This is a genomic window from Arcicella sp. (assembly GCF_964672035.1).
On the sequence record NZ_CBABQS010000046.1, the window covers coordinates 15,139 to 37,323 of the forward strand.

13 protein-coding genes are annotated in these 22,185 nt (G+C 39.1%); 9 read left to right on the forward strand and 4 right to left on the reverse strand.

What is annotated here, in order from left to right; translation table 11 throughout:
- The first annotated feature begins 62 nt into the window (after positions 1-62).
- On the forward strand, positions 63-755 hold the full coding sequence (locus AC1W31_RS13075) for an NUDIX hydrolase (protein ID WP_481734901.1): 693 nt from the start codon (positions 63-65) through the stop codon (positions 753-755).
- 79 nt (positions 756-834) lie between these two features.
- On the opposite strand, the gene AC1W31_RS13080 is transcribed toward AC1W31_RS13075, so the two are convergent.
- The 4 genes from AC1W31_RS13080 to AC1W31_RS13095 form a co-directional block, all read right to left on the reverse strand.
- Positions 835-3,192 carry a glycosyl hydrolase family 28 protein gene (locus AC1W31_RS13080; protein ID WP_481734902.1) on the reverse strand — a complete coding sequence of 786 codons (2,358 nt, stop codon included), beginning with the start codon at positions 3,190-3,192 and terminating at the stop codon, positions 835-837.
- Positions 3,193-3,232: 40 nt separating this feature from the next.
- Complete coding sequence (locus AC1W31_RS13085; RefSeq protein WP_481734903.1) at positions 3,233-4,222, reverse strand: alpha/beta hydrolase; 990 nt, start codon at positions 4,220-4,222, stop codon at positions 3,233-3,235.
- A 38-nt stretch (positions 4,223-4,260) separates the two neighbouring features.
- Complete coding sequence (locus tag AC1W31_RS13090; protein ID WP_481734904.1) at positions 4,261-5,310, reverse strand: pectinesterase family protein; 1,050 nt, start codon at positions 5,308-5,310, stop codon at positions 4,261-4,263.
- 83 nt (positions 5,311-5,393) lie between these two features.
- Positions 5,394-6,422, reverse strand: a complete 1,029-nt coding sequence (locus tag AC1W31_RS13095) for a LacI family DNA-binding transcriptional regulator (RefSeq protein WP_481734905.1) — start codon at positions 6,420-6,422, stop codon at positions 5,394-5,396.
- Between the two features lie 202 nt (positions 6,423-6,624).
- Here AC1W31_RS13095 and AC1W31_RS13100 point away from each other — a divergent pair, with 202 nt between their 5' ends.
- From AC1W31_RS13100 to AC1W31_RS13135, 8 genes are all read left to right on the forward strand, one after another.
- The gene (locus AC1W31_RS13100) at positions 6,625-9,807 is read left to right on the forward strand and encodes a SusC/RagA family TonB-linked outer membrane protein (protein ID WP_481734906.1); all 3,183 of its coding nucleotides are present in this window, start codon (positions 6,625-6,627) and stop codon (positions 9,805-9,807) included.
- A gap of 67 nt (positions 9,808-9,874) precedes the next feature.
- Complete coding sequence (locus tag AC1W31_RS13105; protein ID WP_481734907.1) at positions 9,875-11,656, forward strand: RagB/SusD family nutrient uptake outer membrane protein; 1,782 nt, start codon at positions 9,875-9,877, stop codon at positions 11,654-11,656.
- A gap of 159 nt (positions 11,657-11,815) precedes the next feature.
- Entirely contained in the window at positions 11,816-12,844 is a 1,029-nt protein-coding gene (pelA, locus tag AC1W31_RS13110) for a pectate lyase (protein ID WP_481734908.1), read from the forward strand.
- A gap of 187 nt (positions 12,845-13,031) precedes the next feature.
- Positions 13,032-14,390: a glycoside hydrolase family 88/105 protein gene (locus AC1W31_RS13115; RefSeq protein WP_481734909.1), complete on the forward strand. Its 1,359-nt coding sequence runs from the start codon at positions 13,032-13,034 to the stop codon at positions 14,388-14,390.
- Positions 14,387-15,625 carry a rhamnogalacturonan acetylesterase gene (locus tag AC1W31_RS13120; RefSeq protein WP_481734910.1) on the forward strand — a complete coding sequence of 413 codons (1,239 nt, stop codon included), beginning with the start codon at positions 14,387-14,389 and terminating at the stop codon, positions 15,623-15,625. Before AC1W31_RS13115 ends, AC1W31_RS13120 begins: the two co-directional genes overlap by 4 nt.
- Before the next feature lie 152 nt (positions 15,626-15,777).
- On the forward strand, positions 15,778-18,882 hold the full coding sequence (locus AC1W31_RS13125) for a SusC/RagA family TonB-linked outer membrane protein (protein ID WP_481734911.1): 3,105 nt from the start codon (positions 15,778-15,780) through the stop codon (positions 18,880-18,882).
- A gap of 22 nt (positions 18,883-18,904) precedes the next feature.
- The gene (locus AC1W31_RS13130) at positions 18,905-20,530 is read left to right on the forward strand and encodes a RagB/SusD family nutrient uptake outer membrane protein (protein WP_481734912.1); all 1,626 of its coding nucleotides are present in this window, start codon (positions 18,905-18,907) and stop codon (positions 20,528-20,530) included.
- A gap of 291 nt (positions 20,531-20,821) precedes the next feature.
- A partial coding sequence (locus AC1W31_RS13135) for a rhamnogalacturonan lyase (RefSeq protein ID WP_481734913.1) occupies positions 20,822-22,185 on the forward strand: 1,364 nt, incomplete at its 3' end.

The following is a 22,185-nucleotide window of genomic DNA, read 5'->3' on the forward strand; positions in this document are numbered from 1 at the left end:
TAATTGGTTTTTAAAATTAATCCTATTTATTTGTGAAAAATTTATATTCAAAATTCTCGACAGTGAACGAAACTACCTTTTTACACCATATCGCTTATGACTCGGTCATATTTGGTTTTTCGGGAGAGAAGCTGAAAATCCTTATCATGAAATATCATAATACGGGATTGTACGCCTTGCCCGGGGGATTTATGCAAAGAGATGAAAATTTGAATGATGCCGTAAGAAGGGGACTAAAAGAGCGAACGGGTTTAGAAAATATCTATTTGGAGCAGTTTTATACTTTTGGTGATGTGGCACGTTACAAACCCGAAATTATGCAGACGATTTTAGAAGCAAATGGACATCATTCGGAATCTTATCAATGGATGTTAAACCGATTTATTTCGGTGGCGTATTATGCTTTGATTAACTATAATGATGTCGTCCCAACGCCCGATGCTTTGTCTGATTCCTGTGACTGGTACGATATGGATGAATTACCATATTTAATGCTCGACCATGCTGAAATTGTGGCAAAAGCTTTGCAAACTTTACGAGAAAATTTAGAACGAAAATTGGTTGGAACGAATCTTTTGCCGCCATTATTTACTTTGACGGAATTGCAAAAAGTATATGAAGCAATATTGGGCGAGAAATTACACCGAGGGACTTTTCAACGAAAAATTTTAGGATTAGGACTTTTGCAGAGACACGAAAAACAGTTTTTGGGAAAGGCTCATAAAGCCCCGTTTTTGTATAGTTTTGGCGATTAATTACACCCTCTAATAAGTTAAACTTCCCGAAAGTAGAAATAACTTTCGGGAAGTTTATTCACAATTTTATCTATTAAATTTATTTCTTAAAAACAACACCATTTCCCACTTTCTCTCCCAACACAACACCATTTTTTACATTCTTAATATCCGTATTCAATAAACGAATTGTTTTTGAACGAGTGCCTTGAACCTTCAAAAATGTATCGGCATTGCTACCGTATTTGATATTATCAAGCGTTACATTTTGACTATTTTGGATTTGTCCAATCGTTTTGTCTTTTGTCAAAAGCGTAATGTTTTTGAGAATGACATTTTGAGCTTCCACGCAAATTAAACCCTTATTACACTCGATAATAGCATTTTCAATGTTGATATTTTTGATGGCCATTTCTGGTAAACCTCTGATCAAAATACCCGTTTCCGCTCCTTTACACACAATATTTTTGATGTAAAAATCTTTAAATTGCGGCGTTCCTTCATTTAAAGGTTCAGATTTAATTTCGGGTAATTCATTAGATTCTCCAGATGCGGGAACGGGGTCTTTGGCAGCATAATACATATCAAATAAAATTGCCTCACCCGGAATTTCGGTCATGTTGATGTTGTTCACGTAGATATTTTCCACCACGCCACCACGTCCCCGGGCAGTTTTGAAACGTAAACCGACGTCAGAACCCATAAAAGTACAGTCTGAAATAAACATATTTCTCACCCCGCCCGACATCTCTGAACCAATCACAAAACCACCGTGAGCGTGATAAACGATGTTGTTTTTGACGATAAAATTCTCCGTCGGAACGCCACGTTTTCTGCCTTGCTCATCTCTGCCCGATTTTATCGTGATTCCATCATCACCGGTATCAAAATTACAACCTTCCAAGATGCCATTTCTGCAAGATTCAATGTCGATGGCATCACTATTTTGGGCGTACCAGTGATTTTTAACGGTTATATTTTTAATCGAAATGTGGTCGCATAAAAGTGGGTGTATGGTCCACGCAGGGGAGTTTTGGAGGGTAAAACCTTCTAAAATAATGTTTTTGCAACGAGTTAAACTCAACATATTTGGACGAAGAAAATCTTTGTAAGATTCTAACTCTTCCATCGACGGACGGACGCTATATACCCCAACACTATCTTTTCTCAATCTTCCCGCATCTGGCATTAGGTTTCCCTTTTTTGATTTTTCCGAAGGATACCACATATCTTTTTTCTCGTTGGTTACGCCCGTCTTAATCAATTTTGCCCATTGTCCAGCTGTTAATTTATCTCTTTTGATAGCTCGCCAAACGTCTCCGCCACCGTCAATGATGCCTTCGCCCGTGATGGCAATATTATCCAAATCAAATCCACCAATTGGCGCTTGACAACGGTACGAATCTTGTCCTTCCCAAGTCGTTAACACTACTGGATAATCGGCATAATTACGGCTGAATTGCAACAAAGCCGCTTTTTCAATGTGAAGATTTACATTACTTTTCAACACAATTGGGCCAGTTATCCACAATCCTTTCGGAATCAAAACGGTTCCACCACCCGCTGCGTTACATAATTCAATCGCTTGGTTAATGGCTTTCGTATTTACCGTAAGTCCGTCAGCAATAGCTCCGTAGCGCACAATATTAAACGTGTCTTTTCTAAAAGCTGGGCGGTAAGTAATCGGTAATTCGTAGGCATATTTATCGTTAAATTCCGTTTTAATTAGGTAACTTCTCAAAGGATTTCCTTGTTTTACCATTTCGTCTGCCACCATATTTGCCATTAATCTCGCTCCATAAGGGGTAAAATGCGTATTGTCGTCACTGCCTTTTGGGAATTTTTTGTAAATGCCACCCCCAAAAATCATGAACATCTTTTTAGAGTCATTTACGCCGTGTTGTTCAATGATTTTTTGACTTTCTTTGTGTGCATCAATCAAGTACAAATGAAACTGTTGCGCCACTTCACGCACTACTTTTGGGTACTCGCCGTGTTGGTCAACGAATTTGCCGTTTTCATCAAATTTTCTACGCATCACAGGCGTAAGCAAAACTGGCGTTGCCCCTTTCGCTTGCACTTCCTCAATGTAACGAATCAAATTTTTACGATAATCCGTTTGTGGTGCTGCATAACGAGCCGTGTCCGATTCCTTTTGGTCATTATGTCCAAATTGAATGAAAACGTAATCGCCTTTGTGCAATTGGTCGCTCACTTTTTTCCAATGTCCCAACGTTCTGAAACTCTTGGTGCTACGTCCATTTACGGCATGATTTTGTATTTCTACGGCATCGGTAAATAATTGATGAAATACTTGTCCCCAACCCGTTTCGGGTTCGTCGTAAGGATTTTTATTGGCACAAGTGGAGTCGCCAATTAGGAAAATGCGAGGTTTGTCTTCTGCCGATTTGAAGGCAAAAAATAGCGTCAGCGTAATTATGGATAGTATTTTTTTCATTTTGTTGGATTAAATAATCTTTTATTTTGTTCAATTATTTTCAGAAAACCTTCTTCAAAAACGCATCTACATATTGAACGGTTGGCGTAAACCACGGCTCGAAAAGGCAAAATCCGTGCGGAGAATCGGGGAAATCATGTACTTCGGTATAAACGCCAAACGGCGCTAATTTTGCCCGATAATCTTCTCGTCCTGCGTGCATCCTTTCTACGGAACTATTCAAAAAGAGCGTTGGAGGTGTATTTTTTCCTGCATAAGTTAATGCTGAACCTTCATTCCAAAGCGTCGGATTCTCCGTTTTTGAATAGCCAAACCAATACGTTGCCGCCGAAGTTCTTTTACTATCATCGCCTTCCCCAGAATCAGGATGAATGAAAGCTAAAATGCCATCAATATCAATTACGGCATTTACTTTACTCGAATAATTTGGGTTTCCTTCCGTTCCTTCTAAATTTGGCATTTGGGCAGTTACGCCCAATAAAGCCGATAATTGCCCACCCGCCGAAAAGCCTAAAGTCGCTACTTTGTCAGTATCCACCTGGTGAGTTTTGGCATTGGCTCGCACCCAACGAATGGCCGCTTTTAAATCGTGAACAGCGGCTGGATAAAGTGCTTCGGTAGAAAGTCTATATTCTGGCAAAAAGCACACGTAGCCCAAATCTGCCAAGCGTTGAGCCAAATTATGATGTTGATTTTTATCGCCCGTTCTCCAACCGCCACCGTAAATTATAATCACGGCAGGACGTGCTTTCGTGGTTTTCCCTTTTGGATAAAAAGCATCTAATTTCAAGGCCCTTTCGCCTATTTGAGCGTAAACAATATCCTTTTTATCTTCAACCGAAGGCGATTTTATCTCCGTAGGCATCTTGATATTTGGATGCGTTTTCAGCGTTCCCAAATAAGCACTTCTCAAGGTATATGAAGTGTCTTTTACCCCTGTAATCCCCTTGGTTGATTGGGCGAAGGATGGTTGGATAATGAGAAAAATTAGACCAAAACAGTATTTTTTGAATGTTATATATTTGTACATTTCATTTTTAATTTTATGACTATTTTAGATAATTTTTATCAAAATGGTTTCCATTTTCCATCAAAAGTCCAATTTACTGAAACCGTTTTTGGGTCGATTTTAAGGTTATCTGCAAACCATTGATAATCACCTCCTTTACGGTGGCAATTTTGGTAGTAAACTCGGTATCCCCATTTTGGTTCTGGACTGCTCGATACGTGGTAAATTTCGGCATCTGCCATGTTTTCATCAAACTGACAATTCAGTAAATAAAACTGCGCTGGACGATGATAACGCCCTAATTTATAACCTTTGTCTCCTTCGAAAGTGCAATTTTTCAAGACAGTTTTTGATGATTCATAATTGGTACCATCGTGCCAAATGGCGGCGTTCATATTGTGGCAAATAAAATGACAATTTTCCGCCCAAGACCAACCTCTTGGACAGTAAAAATCAACGCCACCTTCCATCGTGCAATTCTTGAAATAATACATTCCACCTTCCACGTCCCAAGGACTTACGGTATCACCACCACCCGCACGGAAAGTACAGTTTAAAAAGACTAAACGAGTAGCGCCTGGCATCGAACGAAAAGCGAATTGATGACCATCTTTGCGTACAATTTTCTTACCCGCTTCTTCGCCTTTTTCACGGGGCAAAGCATAACGGTCTTTAGAAACAGCCCCCGTTCCTCCCGATTCATTAGCACAAACGATAGTTGTATCACCTTTCGCCGTGAAACCGTAATCATTCAAAACCGTTAGTTTTTCGAAAGTTAAATCGTGACCTTTTACATTGATCGTTGCGGCTCCGTAGTCGTCTGGATTGGCACAACGCCACACATCACGGGGTAATGAAATCCGAATAACAACGCCTTTTTCGCTTTGTCCTTGCAGTTTTATGTAGGATTTTGCTATCATCAATTTCTCCGAATAAATCCCATTTTTGATATAAATTGTTCGGGTTTTAGTTGAAATTGTATCCAAACTATTGATGGCATCTTGGATGGATTTGAAATTGCCAGAACCATCTTTTGCCACCGTATTTTTTTGAGAAAATAGTAGAGAACTATTGGTGATGATTGCTAATATTAGAAGGATTTTTTTCATGGGTAACATCATTGAGCAAATGAAAGTATTTCTTACTTAAAGTCATTTGTTCTAAATTATTACCCTTCATCGCCTGAAATTTATCAATTTTCTTCAACTTTCCGCATGGACGATTCTCTGACGACTAATTGGGTTTTCAACATAATTGTCTCTGGAATAGGGCTTTCATTTTCGATTTGTTTCAAGAGTAAATTGACCGCCTCTTTCCCCATTTCTTGAATGGGCTGGCTTATACTTGATACCGAAGGGGTGAAATAATTGCAGAATGGCTCATTATTAAAGCTAACCATCGCAATATCTTCGGGAATTTTAATGCCTCTTTGTTTGAGTGCATGAAGTGCTGCAAAGCCAATACGGTCACTAATCGTTAAAATACCATCGGGAGGATTGGGTAAATTCATGAGATTGAAAGCCTGAAGCATAGAATGTTCCTTTGAAAAATCGCCGTGTGAAACGTATTCTGGATAAAATGGGAGATTGTATTTCTCTAAGGCATTTTTAAAACCTTGTACTCGCTCATTACTAATCAGTAAATTTAGCGGTCCCGCTAAGCACGCTAATCGTTTACACCCCCGCTGAATGAGGTGTTCGGTAGCCTCAAATGCTGCTTTTATATTATCAACAATCACCTTAGAAATATTTAATTCTTCGCTATGTCTATCAAATAAAACGACTGGTATTTTCTTGCGAATTAACTTTTCAATGTGTCCATAATGCGTTGTATCACGAGCAAGCGAGATAATTAAGCCCTCAACTCTACTATTCACAAGGTTTTCTATTTGGTTAACTTCCCGTAAATATGATTCGTGGGTTTGGCAAATTATCACACTATATCCTGCCTGCAAGGCTGCTTCTTCTATACTAATCAGAACGGATGAAAAGAAGTGAAAATTAAGTTCTGGTACAATAACACCAATGGTTTTTGTACTACTTTTTACTAAATTTTTTGCTAACTGATTGGGCTGATAATCCAATTCTTGGGCTACTCTTGCTACGGCATTACGAGTTTCGGGTTTTATGTCTGGTAAGCCACGTAAAGCTCTGGAAACCGTAGAGGTTGAAATCCCCAGTAGAATGGCAATTTCTTTGATGGTTGTTGTATTAGTCTTCATTTGATATTTACACAGGCAAACGATGCTGATTTGAATTAAAAATGGTTTTATATAAGATTAAAGTAATAAAGTGCAAATAGTTACTGCAATCGTTTGCGGGAAAATTGCGGGAACTTTCTTGCAAAAATATTAAGTAAAAAGTATTAAGTTGTACTTTATATATAAAATGCCTTTGTAAAGAGCATAAATAAAAATTTAAGCAATGAAAAAAATATTACTATTATGCCTTTGTCTCTTTGGTTATTGGGTAGAGACCAGCGCACAAACTCGCCAAATAACGGGGCAAATAACAGATGCAAATACTTCCGAAGCACTACCAGGCGTAAGTATTGTAGTAAAAGGAACAACCTTAGGTGTGACTACTAACGGCGAAGGAAAATATTCCTTGAAAGTTTCAAATGATGCAACGATTGTGTTGAGTTTTATTGGTTATACCAGCGAAAGCATCAAAATTGGAGACCGTTCTGTATTAAATGTCGCCCTCGTTCCTACGGTGGAGGCATTAGACGAAGTGGTGGTGATTGGCTATCAAACCGTTAATCGTCGTGATTTAACGGGTTCGGTATCATCGGTGGGAGCCAGACAACTCAGAGATATTCCTTTAACAAATGCGGCTGAAGCACTTACAGGTAAATTAGCGGGGGTTCAGGTAACCACTTCGGAAGGCGCTCCTGGGGCTGCCATTCAGATTCGTGTGCGTGGAGGCGGTTCGATTACGCAGGATAATTCTCCCATTTATATCGTAGATGGTATTCAAGTTGAAAATGCACTTTCGTTCATTTCTCCCCAAGATATTGCCAATATTGACGTCCTTAAAGATGCTTCAACCACGGCAATCTACGGAGCAAGAGGAGCCAATGGTGTGGTGGTTATTACCACTAAATCGGGCAGAAACGGAAAAACTTCGGTGAGCTATAATGGCTCAATGGGTTTCAGACAAATTTTCAAAACTTTAGACGTAATGAGTCCTTACGACTATGTGCGTTGGCAGTACGAAAGAAGCAGAGGTGATGCGGTGCTTGAAAAGAGTTACAGTGACCAATACGGAACTTGGGATAATATTAATCAATATAAAACGACTACGCCCGTGAGTTGGCAGAATGAAGTTTTTGGTAGAAAAGCCGCTTATCAAAATCATAATATTACCCTCAATGGTGGAGATGCAAAAACCAGTTTCAACCTTAGTTTGACGGCCAATAAAGAGGACGGAATCTTGCTTGAATCAGGTTTTGAGCGTTACTTAGCCAATTTTAAAATTGATCATAAAGCTTCAGAAAAACTGCGTGTAGGATTCAATGTTCGATATTTGAATCAAACGATTAATGGAGCGGGAACTTCGGGAAGTGGTACAAAAGCGACCAACCGTTTGAGACACTCAGTTCAGTATCGTCCATTTTTATCAGGGGTAAGTCCAGCGATTGATGATTTTGATAATGACCTTTATCTTTCATCAGGTAGTTTGGTAAATCCGGTACTTATTACGCAGGCTGAATATCAGGCAGCTTATACGAAAGCAATCAATTTGAGTACTTATTTTTCTTACAATATTTTAAAAAATTTAGTCTTTAAATCAACGTTTAGTGTGGATAATAACGATGTAAGAAATGATAATTTTTTCTCTAAAATTACTTCTACGGCTCGCAATTATGCTTCATTGCCAGTAGCGACGATTTTTAATCAAAATGCGGTTACTTTCAATAATTCAAATACCTTACAATACACTCAAAAATTTGGGACAAAGCATGATGTAAGCGTATTAGTAGGTCAAGAAATTTACGATTATAGTGCAAAAAGTACAACAATTGAAACTCGTTATTTCCCTGCCGATATTGAGGTTGACCAAGCCTTGGCTAATATGGGACTTGGCTCACCGCCGAGTGGTGCGTCTCAGGCGAGACCAATTTCCAATGTATTGCCTGCCAACCGTTTATTCTCATTGTTCGGACGGGCAACTTACAGCTACGACGATAGATATTTAGCGACCGTTTCATTGCGTTCTGACCGTTCTTCTAAGTTTAAATATGACAATGGTTCTCTGGTTTTTCCTTCGGCAACATTCGCTTGGAGATTTACCAAAGAAGCCTTTATGAAGGATAGCAAATGGATTTCTGATGGTAAACTTCGCTTTGGTTACGGAATGGCGGGTAATAACCGTATCGGTGATTTATTGTTCCAACAATTATACGGGGTAACGGGTGAATATGCGCTCAATCACAGTGTTTTGCCAGGTTATGCACCCATTGCTTTAGCCAATGAAAACCTTAAATGGGAATCAAGTGTTACGCAAAACTTAGGTTTAGATTTATCATTTTTGAATAATAGAGTTCAAGTTTCCGTTGATGCTTACCAAAACTCAGGAAAAGATTTATTGTTAGCCGTGGCTATTCCACCAGTTTCGGGATATTCTTCGCAAATCAAAAACTTGGGTTCAACCACCAACAAAGGACTCGAATTGCAAGTAAGTGCCAATATTTCCCAAAGAAAGGACTTTACGTGGAATACTAATTTCAACATTTCAACCAATAAAAATACCGTTACCAGTTTAGGAACAATCACCCAACAAACTCGTAGTTCGGGATGGCAAGGTTCTGACGGAGCGGATGATTATTTAGTAAAAGTTGGCGAGCCAGTGGGTTTGATGTACGGTTTTGTAACCGACGGCATGTATAAAGTAGATGATTTTGACTACAACGCCACCACCAAAGTTTACACGCTCAAAACAGGAATTCCAGTTAATTCGGTTTACGGAACACCGCAACCTGGGATGTTGAAATGGAAAGATTTGAACGGTGATGGTTTGGTAACTGCCGATAAAGACCGTACCGTAATTGGTAATGCAAACCCCGCATTTCAAGGTGGATGGAGCAATCAATTTACTTACAAAAACTTTGATATGAGCTGTTTTGTGAACTTTGTGGTGGGTAATGATATTTATAATGCCAACAAAATCGAAATGACAGATGGCGCTTTTCCAAATTTGAATATGCTCAACATGATGAAAAATCGCTTCACTAATATTAATGATGCTGGAGCAGTTGTATCAGACCCAACCGAATTGAAAGCTCTTAACGCAAATGCCGAAATATGGTCGCCTGTACGTGTACAACGCTATTGGTTGCACTCGTGGGCGGTGGAAGATGGTTCATTTTTACGTATCAATAACTTGACTTTGGGTTATTCTTTACCGAATTCTATTGTTAAAAAAGCAAAAATTTCAAAATTGAGAATTTACGGAACGGTGAACAATTTGGCGACTTTTACGAAATACTCAGGTTACGACCCAGAAGTAAACACTCGTCGTAATGATCCACTTACGCAAGGCGTTGATTTTGCAGGTTATCCAAGAGCTAAAACGTGGGTTTTTGGCGTGAATTTGACGTTTTAAGTAGAATGATTCTGTGGGTAAAGTATAGACGTATACCCACGAAAATAATGACAAAATATAGATCAAAATGAAAAATATATTCAAAAAAATATCAATACTCACAGTCGCAATATTCATTATTTCGGGCTGTAAAGATTACTTGGAAGTACAGCCGAAGTCGCAAATTAGCGTGGCTGATGCGTTTTCAAATGTTCCCAATGCCACCAATGCGGTGATTGGCGTTTACGATGAACTCATGGGCGATAATGGTTACGGAATCCGTATCAATATGTATTATCCTTACGATTCTGACGAAATTATCGTTTCGGGAAACTTGGATAATGGCCGTAGAGGAATTGGGCGTTACCAATTACTCCTAACGAATACCGAAATCAGAAACCCATTTTTACAATTATATCGAGGGATTGAAAAAGCCAATTTGTGCATTGAGCAAATTCCAACGATGGCACTTTATAGCAACGGAACGGACGCTGAGAAAAAGGAATTACGGCGTTTGCACGGAGAAGTATTGACTTTAAGAGCCCAATTTTTCTTTGAATTAATCCGTAATTGGGGCGATGTACCCGCTCCCATGATACCTGCTTATAAACAAGCCGACTTGTTTATTCCGCAAGCTGACCGTGACGTCACGTACACGAAAATTTTGGATGATTTGAAAATTGCTACTGACCTTGTGGGTTGGCGTTCGGAAATTCCTGTGAGAAATGAGCGTATCACAAAAGGAGCAATTAAGGCACTTCGGGCAAAAATTGCGTTGTTCAGAGGAGGTTATTCTTTGCGTAGTTCTGGAAAATTAGAACGTAACGCTGATTATTTGACGTACTACAAAATTGCCCGTGACGAATCTGCTGATTTATTGGCAAAACGTACAGAACATACATTAAACCCAATATTTGAGGATATTTGGAAGAAATATTTGAGTTCATTTACCTACGACCCGGCGGGTGAAATCATATTTGAAGTGGGAGCGGGTGGTTCAAACTCAACGTCGGATAGTCGTATGGCAAATTATAATGGACCTTCGGTAAATGCTGCCTCAAGATACGGAACAGGCGGAGGCGGTTTGTTGGCATTGCCCAACTATTTTTATGCCTTTGATTCAACGGATACTCGCCGTGATGTAACTGTAACTTTATATTCGATTGCTGCCACTAACATCAAAGCACCCCGTCGTTTGGCAGAATTAACCGATGGCAAATTCAGAAAAGATTGGAGAAATCCACTATTGCCAGGAACGGCTTTGAACCCAGGATATAACTGGCCAATGATTCGTTTCTCGGACGTATTATTGATGTTTGCCGAAGCAGAAAATGAATTGAATGGAGCGCCAACCGCCGCTGCAATTTCAGCTTTTGAAGAAGTACGAAAAAGAGCTTATTACAAAAATGAAACTAAAATTGGCAAAACACCAACCGATAAAGCAGGATTTTTTGATGCCCTTACTAATGAGCGTTATTTAGAATTTGGTAGTGAAGGAATTCGTAAATTCGACTTAATTCGTTGGAATTTATTAGCCCAAAAAATTGATGAAGCTCGTACTAAAATTCAAAATATGCGTGATGCCAAAGGCGCTTTTGCCAATGTGCCGAAGTATATTTTCTGGAAAAATAATGGGGAAGAAATCCAATTTCTTAACTCATTTTATAAACCAACTGCTTTGACAACCGCTCCAACGGGTTGGACTCGCTTGGATTGGGGACAGCACTTAACGACCAACGTAATTGATGGGGTGACTTTAGATAAAGCAATAGCAAGATTATTTGTATCAGGCAAAAGTGAATTATTTCCTTTCGATCAAGCAACGGTTGATTCGTACCAAGGGAGATTGAGACAAAACCCTGGATATTAAAGATAAATTTTATTCGAGAAGTCATTTTCCAAACATGACTTCTCGAAAATTCTTCTTACAAATCATCGAAGAAATAAATTTCCGTAAAAATTAGTAGAGGCGTATGGCATACGCCTTTTTACGTCTATATCGGGGTGTTTACTATACGCCTCCACCAACATGGTTAAGAACATATCATTCATTGCATTTTTAATTTTAGCAGCTTTTTCATTACAAGGACAAGTTGTGACCGATTCTACGGCTGAAAAAATGTTATTGTATCAACGCAATAATGGCGGTTTCCCGCAGCCCCACGGTGACCCAATTAAATACGAATTACCCATTTCTGGTAAATTAAAAGCCACTTTGTTAGCTGAAAAACCATTATTGGATGCCACTATCGACGATCAAGCAACTACTCGGGAGATAAAGGGTCTGGCGAGTGCTTATCAGAAAACGCAAAACCCAGTTTATTTAAAAGCCGTTGAAAGTGGTATTAAATATTTATTAAATGCCCAAAATTCAGCGGGAGGTTGGGGACAGTTTTATCCCGATTCGAGTGGTTATCACAAACATATTACGTATAACGATAACGCCATGATTGACGTAATGTGGGTTTTAAAATATGCTGCTGAATGTTCAAATAATTTTGAAAAAATTGATAAATCGCTCTCGCAAAAGGCAAAAATTACCGTCGAAAAAGGCATAAAATGTATTTTGAATACGCAGTTTATCCAAAACGGAAAATTGACGGCTTGGTGCGCTCAACACGACTGCCAGACCTTGAAACCTGCCAAAGCCAGAATGTTTGAATTGCCTTCTCTTTCGGGCAATGAAAGTGTGGGGATTATTCGATTTTTAATGACGATAGAAAACCCTTCTCCCGAAATTCAAAACTCCATTAATACCGCCGTAACTTGGTTGGAATCCGTAAAAATTGTGGGCATTAAAATCAAAGATATCACCGATGCAAGTCAGCCAAAAGGCAAAGACCGAATTGTGGTAGAAGACCCCAATTCAACGGTTTGGGCAAGATTTTACGACCTTGAAACGGGAAAACCTTTCTTCACAGGACGGAATAGTATTCCTAAAAACACCTTAGCAGAAATTGAAAATGAAAGACGGGTTGGGTATGCTTATTATGGTACTTGGCCTAAAAATTTAGTAGAAAAAGAGTATCCAAATTGGGTAAAAAAATGGCGTAAATAATATCCTTATGTGAGTGATTAAAATAGATGTAATAATACCGTAAATATCAACTTTCATGTAGTAGAGTACAGGACGGTTTGGGGTAGAAGTCTTTTTACTTTTGATGAATAAATATAACTTATTCAAGAAACATGATATTTTATCTCGCTTCTTAATCATCCGAAAACGACAAAATAATATCGTAATAATGAAAAAACACATATTCTTATTTTTTGCTTTCTTTACTCATGTTACGTTACTTTTTTCTCAACGAAATGTAACGAATGCCAATGATTCTAATACACCACTTCACCTGCTAAAACCAGATTATCCAATTGCTTACGGAATTCCTAAAACAGAAGAGATAAAAGTCGTTTTAGACAAAATTCATCATTATCTTAATGAAGTAACACCAGCCGAATTCATTAATTCAAAAACGGGCGAAACCCTTACTGATTTATCTAAAATCGACGAAAATACCGCTTTAAAGAAAGGTGATTATAGAATTGTGAGTTATGAATGGGGCGTTACTTACGGTGCAATGTTGCTGGCAAGTCAAGCTACGGGAGATAATCGTTTCAAAGAATATTCTGAAAAACGCCTGCAATTTATCGCCAATGCCGCACCATATTTCAAAAAAACAACCGAAAATCACGCCGATTGGGGAACAAAAGGACCTTTGAAAGGATTGTTGACTCCTCACGCATTGGATGATTGTGGAGCCATGTGCGCCGCCATGATTAAGGCCTCTCGAAATGGAAGTAAAGCCAATTTTCGTCCATTAATTGATTCACACATCGACTATATTTTGAATAAGGAACATCGTTTGAAAGATGGTACTTTAGCAAGAAATCGTCCGCAACCAAATTCAGTTTGGTTAGATGATATGTTCATGGGAATTCCCGCTTTAGCACAAATGGGAAAACTCACTGGCGAAGCAAAATATTACGATGAAGCTGCTCGTCAAGTGTTGTCTTTTTCTAAAAAAATGTTCAACAAAGACAAGAACGTATATATGCACGGTTGGATTGAAGGCATGACTGAACATCCACAATTTCACTGGGCGAGAGCCAACGGCTGGGCCATTCTTACCAAAGTTGAATTATTGGAAGTTTTACCAGAAAATCACCCCGCTCGTCCCGAGATTTTGGCCTTATTGAAAGCCCATGTAAAAGGCTTGGCGGGTTACCAGTCGGGTTCGGGTTTTTGGCATCAATTACTCGACCGTCAAGATTCATATCTTGAAACTTCGGCTACGGCAATTTATACGTTTGCCATTGCTCGTGCTATCAATCGTGGTTGGATAGACGGGCTTGCTTATGCTCCAATGGCACTTTTAGGCTGGAATGCCGTAGCTACTAAAATTAACGATGCTGGTCAAGTTGAGGGTACTTGCGTTGGAACAGGCATGGGTTTTGACCCCGCTTTTTATTACCACCGTCCAATAAGTCCATTCGCTGCTCACGGTTATGGCCCAGTTATTTTAGCGGGTTCGGAGATAATTAATTTATTGAAAAACAAGAAATTTGAGATAAACGATAGTTCGGTTCAGTTGCTACAAAAATGAAAAAACTTCTCTTCTTGATTGGGTTAATGACTCATTATTCATTTGCCCAAGTGCCTCAAAAGTTCAATTTTGGAATATCAGATAAAAAAGGCTTTGTAACCATTAGCCCAGCGCAACTATATACCTCAGCCAAACCTTTTGGGTATGTTAAAGGTACAAATAATCATTTTTTTACCCTCGATTTACCCGCAGGAAATTATGATGTAACGATGTATTTGGGAAGTAAAAATGAAGCCACTGAAACAACGATTAAAGTTGAAAATCGAAGATTGGTTCTTGAAAAAATACAAACTCACAAAGGAGAAATTATCAAAAAAATATTCACAGTTAATCTTAGAAATGCTAAGATTAATGAGACAAAAAGTATTAAATTAAAACCCCGAGAACTGACTTATTTACATTGGGATAATCAGTTGACTTTTGAGTTTTGTGGAAAAAATCCTGTCGTGCAATGTATCGAAATCAAACCTAATAATAAAGCAATTACGGTATTTTTAGCAGGAAATTCTACCGTGGTTGACCAAGTTGCAGAACCATTTACGGCTTGGGGACAGATGATTCCTCGGTTTTTTGAACCGTATAAAATTGCCATTGCTAATCATGTAGAATCGGGAGAGTCATTGAAGAGTTTTGTGAGCGAAAATAGGTTAGAAAAAGTGTTTTCTCTCATGAAAAAAGGGGATTATTTATTTATCGAATTTGCTCATAATGACCAAAAAATCAAGGATTTTCGACCATTCTTTGAGTATAAAAATTTATTAAAAGAATATATTTTTAAAACTCGTGAAAAAGGTGGAATTCCAGTTTTAGTAACCTCGATGCACCGTAGGAATTTTGACTCATCGGGGCAAATTGTCAACACACTGGGCGATTTTCCAGAAGCAATGCGACAAACGGCTAAAGAGGAAAATGCACCATTGATTGATTTGAATGCCATTAGTAAAACTCTGTGGGAAAGTATGGGAGTAGAATCGTCTAAAAAAGCCTTCGTTCATGTTCCCTCAGAAACGTACCCGAACCAAGAAAAAGCCATTGCTGATGATACCCATTTTAGTAATTACGGAGCTTATCAATTGGCAAAATGTATGATTGAGGAAATGAGAAAAATACAATTACCAATTGCCAAATACTTACAAGCAACCTCCACTTTTGACCCCCATCAACCCGATGATTGGCAAACGTGGAATTTTCCCGCAAGTCCTGCAATGCCCGTGATAAAACCAGATGGAAATTAGTGATGGTTCAACAAGGATTTATACTAAAACCAAGAGTTAATTCCCCTATAAATCATCAAAGAACTATTCTTTTAAAGTGTTTTAGAATATCCAACTATGTGTCGTAAAGACACTAATAATTTATATTTTCACCCAAATTCAATTATCAAAAAATGACTAAAAATTTACTACAATGGATGCTGTTAGGATTTTCCCTCTTATTCTCTCAAGGGCTTCTGGCTCAAGAGTTGAAAGGAACGGTTACTTCAGCAGATAAAAATGAGGTTTTACCGGGCGTAAACGTCATTATCAAAGGAACAACCGTTGGTACCACCACCAATTCGAATGGTGTTTTTACCATCAAAGTAACAAACCCAAAAGCCACGTTGGTTTTATCGTCGGTGGGTTTTGTCAAGAAAGAAATTTCGGTTAATGGACAAACACAGTTAAATATTACGCTACAACCCGATGAAATGAGTTTGTCGGAAGTGGTGGTGGTGGGTTACGGCGAAGTAAAGCGCAATAACTTAACGGGTGCGGCAGCAAGTTTATCCGCAAAAGACATCGAAGACCGTCCAATTTCTCGTTTAGAAAATGCTTTGGCGGGACAATTACCAGGGGTAGATGTGCGCACAAACTCGGGTGAACCAGGAGGAGATATTCAGATTCGGGTGCGTGGAGCGGGTTCAATCAACTCTTCCAATGACCCTTTGTATGTAATTGATGGCGTGCCAGTGGATGATATTAGAGGTTTGAATCCTGGTGATGTAAAATCAATTGACGTATTGAAAGATGCAGCTTCGGCAGCAATTTACGGTTCTCGTGGTTCGAATGGTGTGGTGATTATTACCACCAAAAGAGGCAATAAAGGTAAATTAAATATCCAATTTAATGTTACCAAAAGTGTCATGCAGAAGGAAGGGAAAATTGACATGATGAATCCTGAACAATGGATTCAACAACGAAAAGAAGGCGTTGATGAATCGTGGGTTACTCGTGGTGTTTCATTGAAAAAAGACTATAAAGCAACTGATACACAAGCATTTAGAGCTTCTGAATTGGCGATTCCACTTTCTACGCCCAACACAACTTATATGTACGATCCAAAATGGGCGTATGGCAAAGATAGTTTGGATTATGTGGATTGGAATCAAGCGTTTTTTGGCAACACGGGTATTTTAGATAATTATAATTTAGCTGTTTCGAGTGGAACGGATAATATGAATTTTAGCATTTCTGGAAGTTATATCAACCAAACGGGGATTGTCGCAAATACAGGCTATAAAAGAGGAACTTTACGGGCAAATATTGATGCTAAAATCAATAATTACCTCAAATTCGGTTTGACGCTCGCTCCTTCAATTGAATGGTTAAATGGATCGGGTGCAGTAGATGGAAAGGATAATACGGCAATGCAAGCCATTCAAGAGCCGCCAATTAGTCCACTGGGCGTAGGTTTTTATGCAGGCGCTCAACCTTATCCTACTTATCCGTGGTCGGGAAGATATTGGAGTCCCATTGCTCAATTGGAACGTATTCAAACGAATGGTACTCGTAATCGCCTAAATGCCAATGCTTATTTGGATGTTAGCCTGGCTAAATCATTGAGCCTTAGAATATTGGGAGGGATGGATAATAACTCATTTTTAAATGACCGTTGGCAACCGACGAATGCCATCAGAGATTGGTCAACGGTGCCTTATGCTGGTTATTCGTCAGTTTCTACCAGAACAGAAACTTTTGGCTTTCGTTATTTGGGACAAGCAACGCTTAATTATTCAAAACAAATCAAAAATCACAATATCGTAACTTTATTAGGTTATTCGGTTGAAACAACGAACGGTTCGGGAAGTATTCAAACAAATACTCGTTTCCCAAATGACTGGTCGAATCTCTTTGACCAAACATCTTCTACGGTTTCTACGTCAAGTATTTCTGCCGATAAAACGGCTTTGCTCTCGTATTTTGGACGAGTTCAGTATGATTTTAAGGATAAATATCTATTCTCAGCGAGTTTAAGAAGAGATGGCTCTTCAAAATTTGGGGCGGACAATCAATGGGGGATTTTCCCAGCGGCTTCGGTAGCTTGGAAAGTTTCACAGGAAAGATTTATGCAAGGTATTGGCTTCATCTCTGACCTAAAATTGCGTGCCAGTTATGGTATTTCGGGCAATAATCGTATCCCGTCTAACGCTCAATTTGCTTTACTGAGTACCGCTAATTATCCCCTTAACAACCTCATTTATTCGGGCTATGCCCCAGGTTCATTCGAGAACCGTAATTTAGGTTGGGAAACCAATACGAGTTATAATGCAGGATTAGATTTTGGTCTTTTCGGAGGACGCATTCAAGGCTCACTTGATTATTATACTCGTACCACCACCGATTTATTGTTAAGAGCTCCTGTTTCATCTTTAACAGGTTTTACGTCGAGTTGGCAAAATGTGGGGGATATTCTTAACAAAGGAATTGAACTTAATTTGAATACTAAAAATGACATCGGACAAGTGCATTGGATGTCAACGATTAATGCGTCTTACAACACCAATCAGGTAATTCGGATTGGTTACGATAATACGCCAATTGCTTCTGGTTTCTCTGGTTTAACTTCTATAATTGAAGTAGGACAACCTTTATTTGCCTTCAAATTATATGATGTAATTGGAGTGTATAAAAATCAAGCGGATGTGGATGCAAGTCCAAAAATGGCTAAAACTGTTCCTGGAGATTCAAAATATCGTGATGTAAATGGTGACGGTATCATTGACAATAATGACCGAGTTATCAAAGGCAATCCGCAAGCACCCTTTGCTTTTGGTTTTAGAAACGATTTTTCATACAAAAAATTCTCACTTTCAGTATTGATGAACGCCCAATTAGGCGGTATGATTTACTCAATGATTGGTCGATCAATTGACCGTCCAGGCATGGGGTATTTGTATAACAAATTGGCGAAATGGGAAAATCGTTGGAAATCTGCCGATAGCCCCGGTGATGGTATGACCCCAAGTATGCTTGCCACTACGGGAGCATATTATGACACTCGTTGGTTGTATAGTTCTGATTATCTGAGAGTTAAAAATATCACATTCGGCTATACTATTCCAAAACAAAAATGGTTTACTGCTGCTCGTGTATTTATTTCAGTCGAAAATGCTTTTATCTGGCACAACTACGCTGGAGGTTATACCCCCGAAGCAGCCAATAACGAAGGCGGTGATTACGGTGGATACCCTCAAGCAAAAACCTTCTCATTGGGTCTTAACTTGAACTTGTAAATTTTTAGGTAAAATAAAAAGTATGTGGCAAAAATTAGGTTGTCTAACGGTTTTAGGGTTTTGGCGTATCGCATACGCCCATTGGTATATGTATATTGTAACTGGGCGTATGCGATACGCCACTACCGCCAAAACGGACAGGCAGTCTAATTCAAAAATAGAAAAAATCATGAAAAAGATATTAATAATAATCACTGGGCTATGTTTCGGATTGACCTCTTGCAAAGAAGACCTCATCCAAATTACGCCCCTTACTAATAATACAGCCAACGATTTTTACGTAGATGAGTACCAACTCAACCAAGCTACGTTATCAATTTATAACGCTTATAACACCGTTCCAGTAAGTTCAAACTGGTATTTATCGGAAGTTCGTGCTGATAATACTCGTGAAATTAATAGTGGTGGTGCTCAAAGAGATTGGGCTGATATTGGTTTGTTTCAAGCATCCTCGCAAACGGGTGCTTTACAAACGGCTTGGACGAATTTATATTCGGTGATTTATCGTTCGAATATTCTTTTGGAAAAAAGCACAAAATTTAAAAGTGCTCTTGCCCTTCAAATGCAAGCAGAAGCTCGTTATTTTAGAGGTTTAGCTTATTTCGACTTAGTTCGTTTTTGGGGTGATGTGCCATTAGTTACCACAATACTTTCGATTAATGATGCCAAATTTACGGTAAGAACGCCTCGTGAGGAGGTTTACAAAAAAATCGTTGATGACCTTCAACAAGCAAGTCAGATTTTACCAGAAACATACACCGCAGTTGATAAAGGCAGAGCAACAAAATACGCTGCCAAAGCAGTGTTGGCTCGTGTGTATTTAACAATGGCAGGATTTCCACTCAAACAAGCCAATAAATTAGATTTAGCGAAAAAAGAATTAGCCGATATCATTGCTCAAGAAGCTAAATATTTTACTTTCCCTGCTACGTACAAAGACCTTTTCACCATAGCTGGTAAAAATAAATCTAATGTATTTGAGGTTCAATATATTTCGGGAGGAACAGGTTTAGGGAATCAAGTTCCTGCAGTTCAAGCGTTTCAATATCCTTCACAATGGTCTGCTTTTCAACCAATTGATGGTTTTGACGGTGAGCCAGACCCCTTGTTAGTTTCGGCTTACGGTAAAACGGATGTTCGCAAAGTAGCTACGTTAGATTCAGGTTACACAGATACAAAAACACTTGCTAAATCGGGGAGAGTTCAGTTTACTAAATTCTTGGAAAAAGGCTCAACGTTACCAACAAACAACCGAGATTATGCGACTAATTTCCCCGTTGTACGTTACAATGATGTTTTGTTAATGTACGCTGAAATCTTAAACGAACAAGGTTTATTGACGGATGCCAATGTTGTGTTAAATCGGGTTCGCACGTTTGCAAAAGCTACGGTAATTGCGCCAAAAACACAGTCAGAATTTCGTTTTGCCATGGAACAGGAACGCCGTTTAGAGTTTGCCGCCGAAGGTTTACGTTGGCATGATTTAGTACGCACAGGAAGAGCCATAGAAGTAATGAACGCTTTTGCGCAAATATATTCTATCAAATTGGCAAAACCGATTAATGAAAATGACCTCATTTTCCCCATTCCATTAAACGAAATGAATATTAACCCTGGTTTCTGGAAACAAAATGCGGGCTATAATTAAGTACACTGTGTAATTAGTTTTCTGATTGGGGAACTTCCCGAAAGTTATTTCTACTTTCGGGAAGTTGAATTCTCTGAAAGAACTTTCGAGAAGTTGAAATAACAAATTAAATAATGTAGTTAACTTTTCAAAATAGTACATAATAATAAAATTGGGATTTTTTACATAACCCCGACAGCGGTTTTAAAACCCTGTCGGCGGTTAATGTTTCAACAAATCAACAAATTGATGAACCTAAAACTATTTATATTCCTACTGCTTTCTTCCTTTTTTTGCTTCTCCCAACGGTATATGGAAAACCTTAATCGAGGATTAGTAGCCGTGCGGACAAGTCCAAATCAAATATTTTTGACTTGGCGATTATGGGGTACAGAACCCACTACAACCACTTTTAATGTTTACCGAGACGGTAAAAAAATAAACACTACGCCTTTAGCTATTACCACTAACTTCATTGATAGTTCAGAAAATACAGGTATTTACACGGTGCGAGCTGTCGTAAATAATATTGAACAAAAAGACTCCGAAAAAGCAGAAGTTTGGGAGCAACAATATTTAGATATTCCGCTGAAAGCTCCCACAGGTGGCACAACGCCCGATGGCGTAGAATACACTTATAACGCCAATGATTGTAGCGTGGGCGATGTGGATGGCGACGGCGAATATGAGATAATTTTGAAATGGGATCCTTCAAATGCGAAGGATAATTCTCAAAAAGGGTATACGGGCAACGTTTATTTGGATGCTCTTAAAATGGATGGAACGCACTTATGGCGTATTGATTTAGGTAAAAATGTTCGTGCTGGAGCGCATTACACACAATTTATGGTCTATGATTTTGACTCTGATGGCAAAGCAGAAATCGCTTGTAAAACTGCCGATGGAACAATTGATGGAAAAGGAAAACTCATTGGCGATAATAAAGCTGATTATCGTACAACAACAGGTTACGTACTTTCTGGTCCCGAATTTCTGACCATTTTCAATGGACAAACGGGCGAAGCAATGGCAACAACCGATTATTTGCCCGCCCGAGGAACGGTTGAAAGTTGGGGAGATAATTACGGAAATCGAGTGGATAGATACATTGCCGCTATTGCGTATTTAGACGGTCAACGCCCGAGTATTGTGATGGGGCGAGGTTATTACACTCGTTTAGTAAGAGCCGCTTGGGACTGGCGTGATGGAAAACTAACTTCTCGTTGGGTTTTTGATAGTGATAATAACAACAAAAATTACGAATACCAAGGCAATCACCAAATGACGGTGGGCGATGTAGATGGCGACGGCAAAGACGAAATTTTTAACGGAAGTAGTGCCATTGATGATGACGGAAAAGGATTATACGAAAATCATTTGGGACACGGCGATGCACTCCACATGACCGATATGGACCCCGACCGTGAAGGCCAAGAAATCTGGCAGTCGCACGAAAGCCCTTCGAAGTATGGTGCTTACGGACTCGAATTTAGAGATGCAAAAACGGGCACGCCACTTTGGGGCGTTGATGGTGAAAGTAAAGACGTTGGACGAGCTTTGGCCATTGATATTGACCCACGTTATAAAGGATATGAATGTTGGGGAGCGGTTGGAAACTTATACGATTGCAAAGGAAATCAAATTGGTACCGCCAAGCCTTCGATGAATTTTGCGGT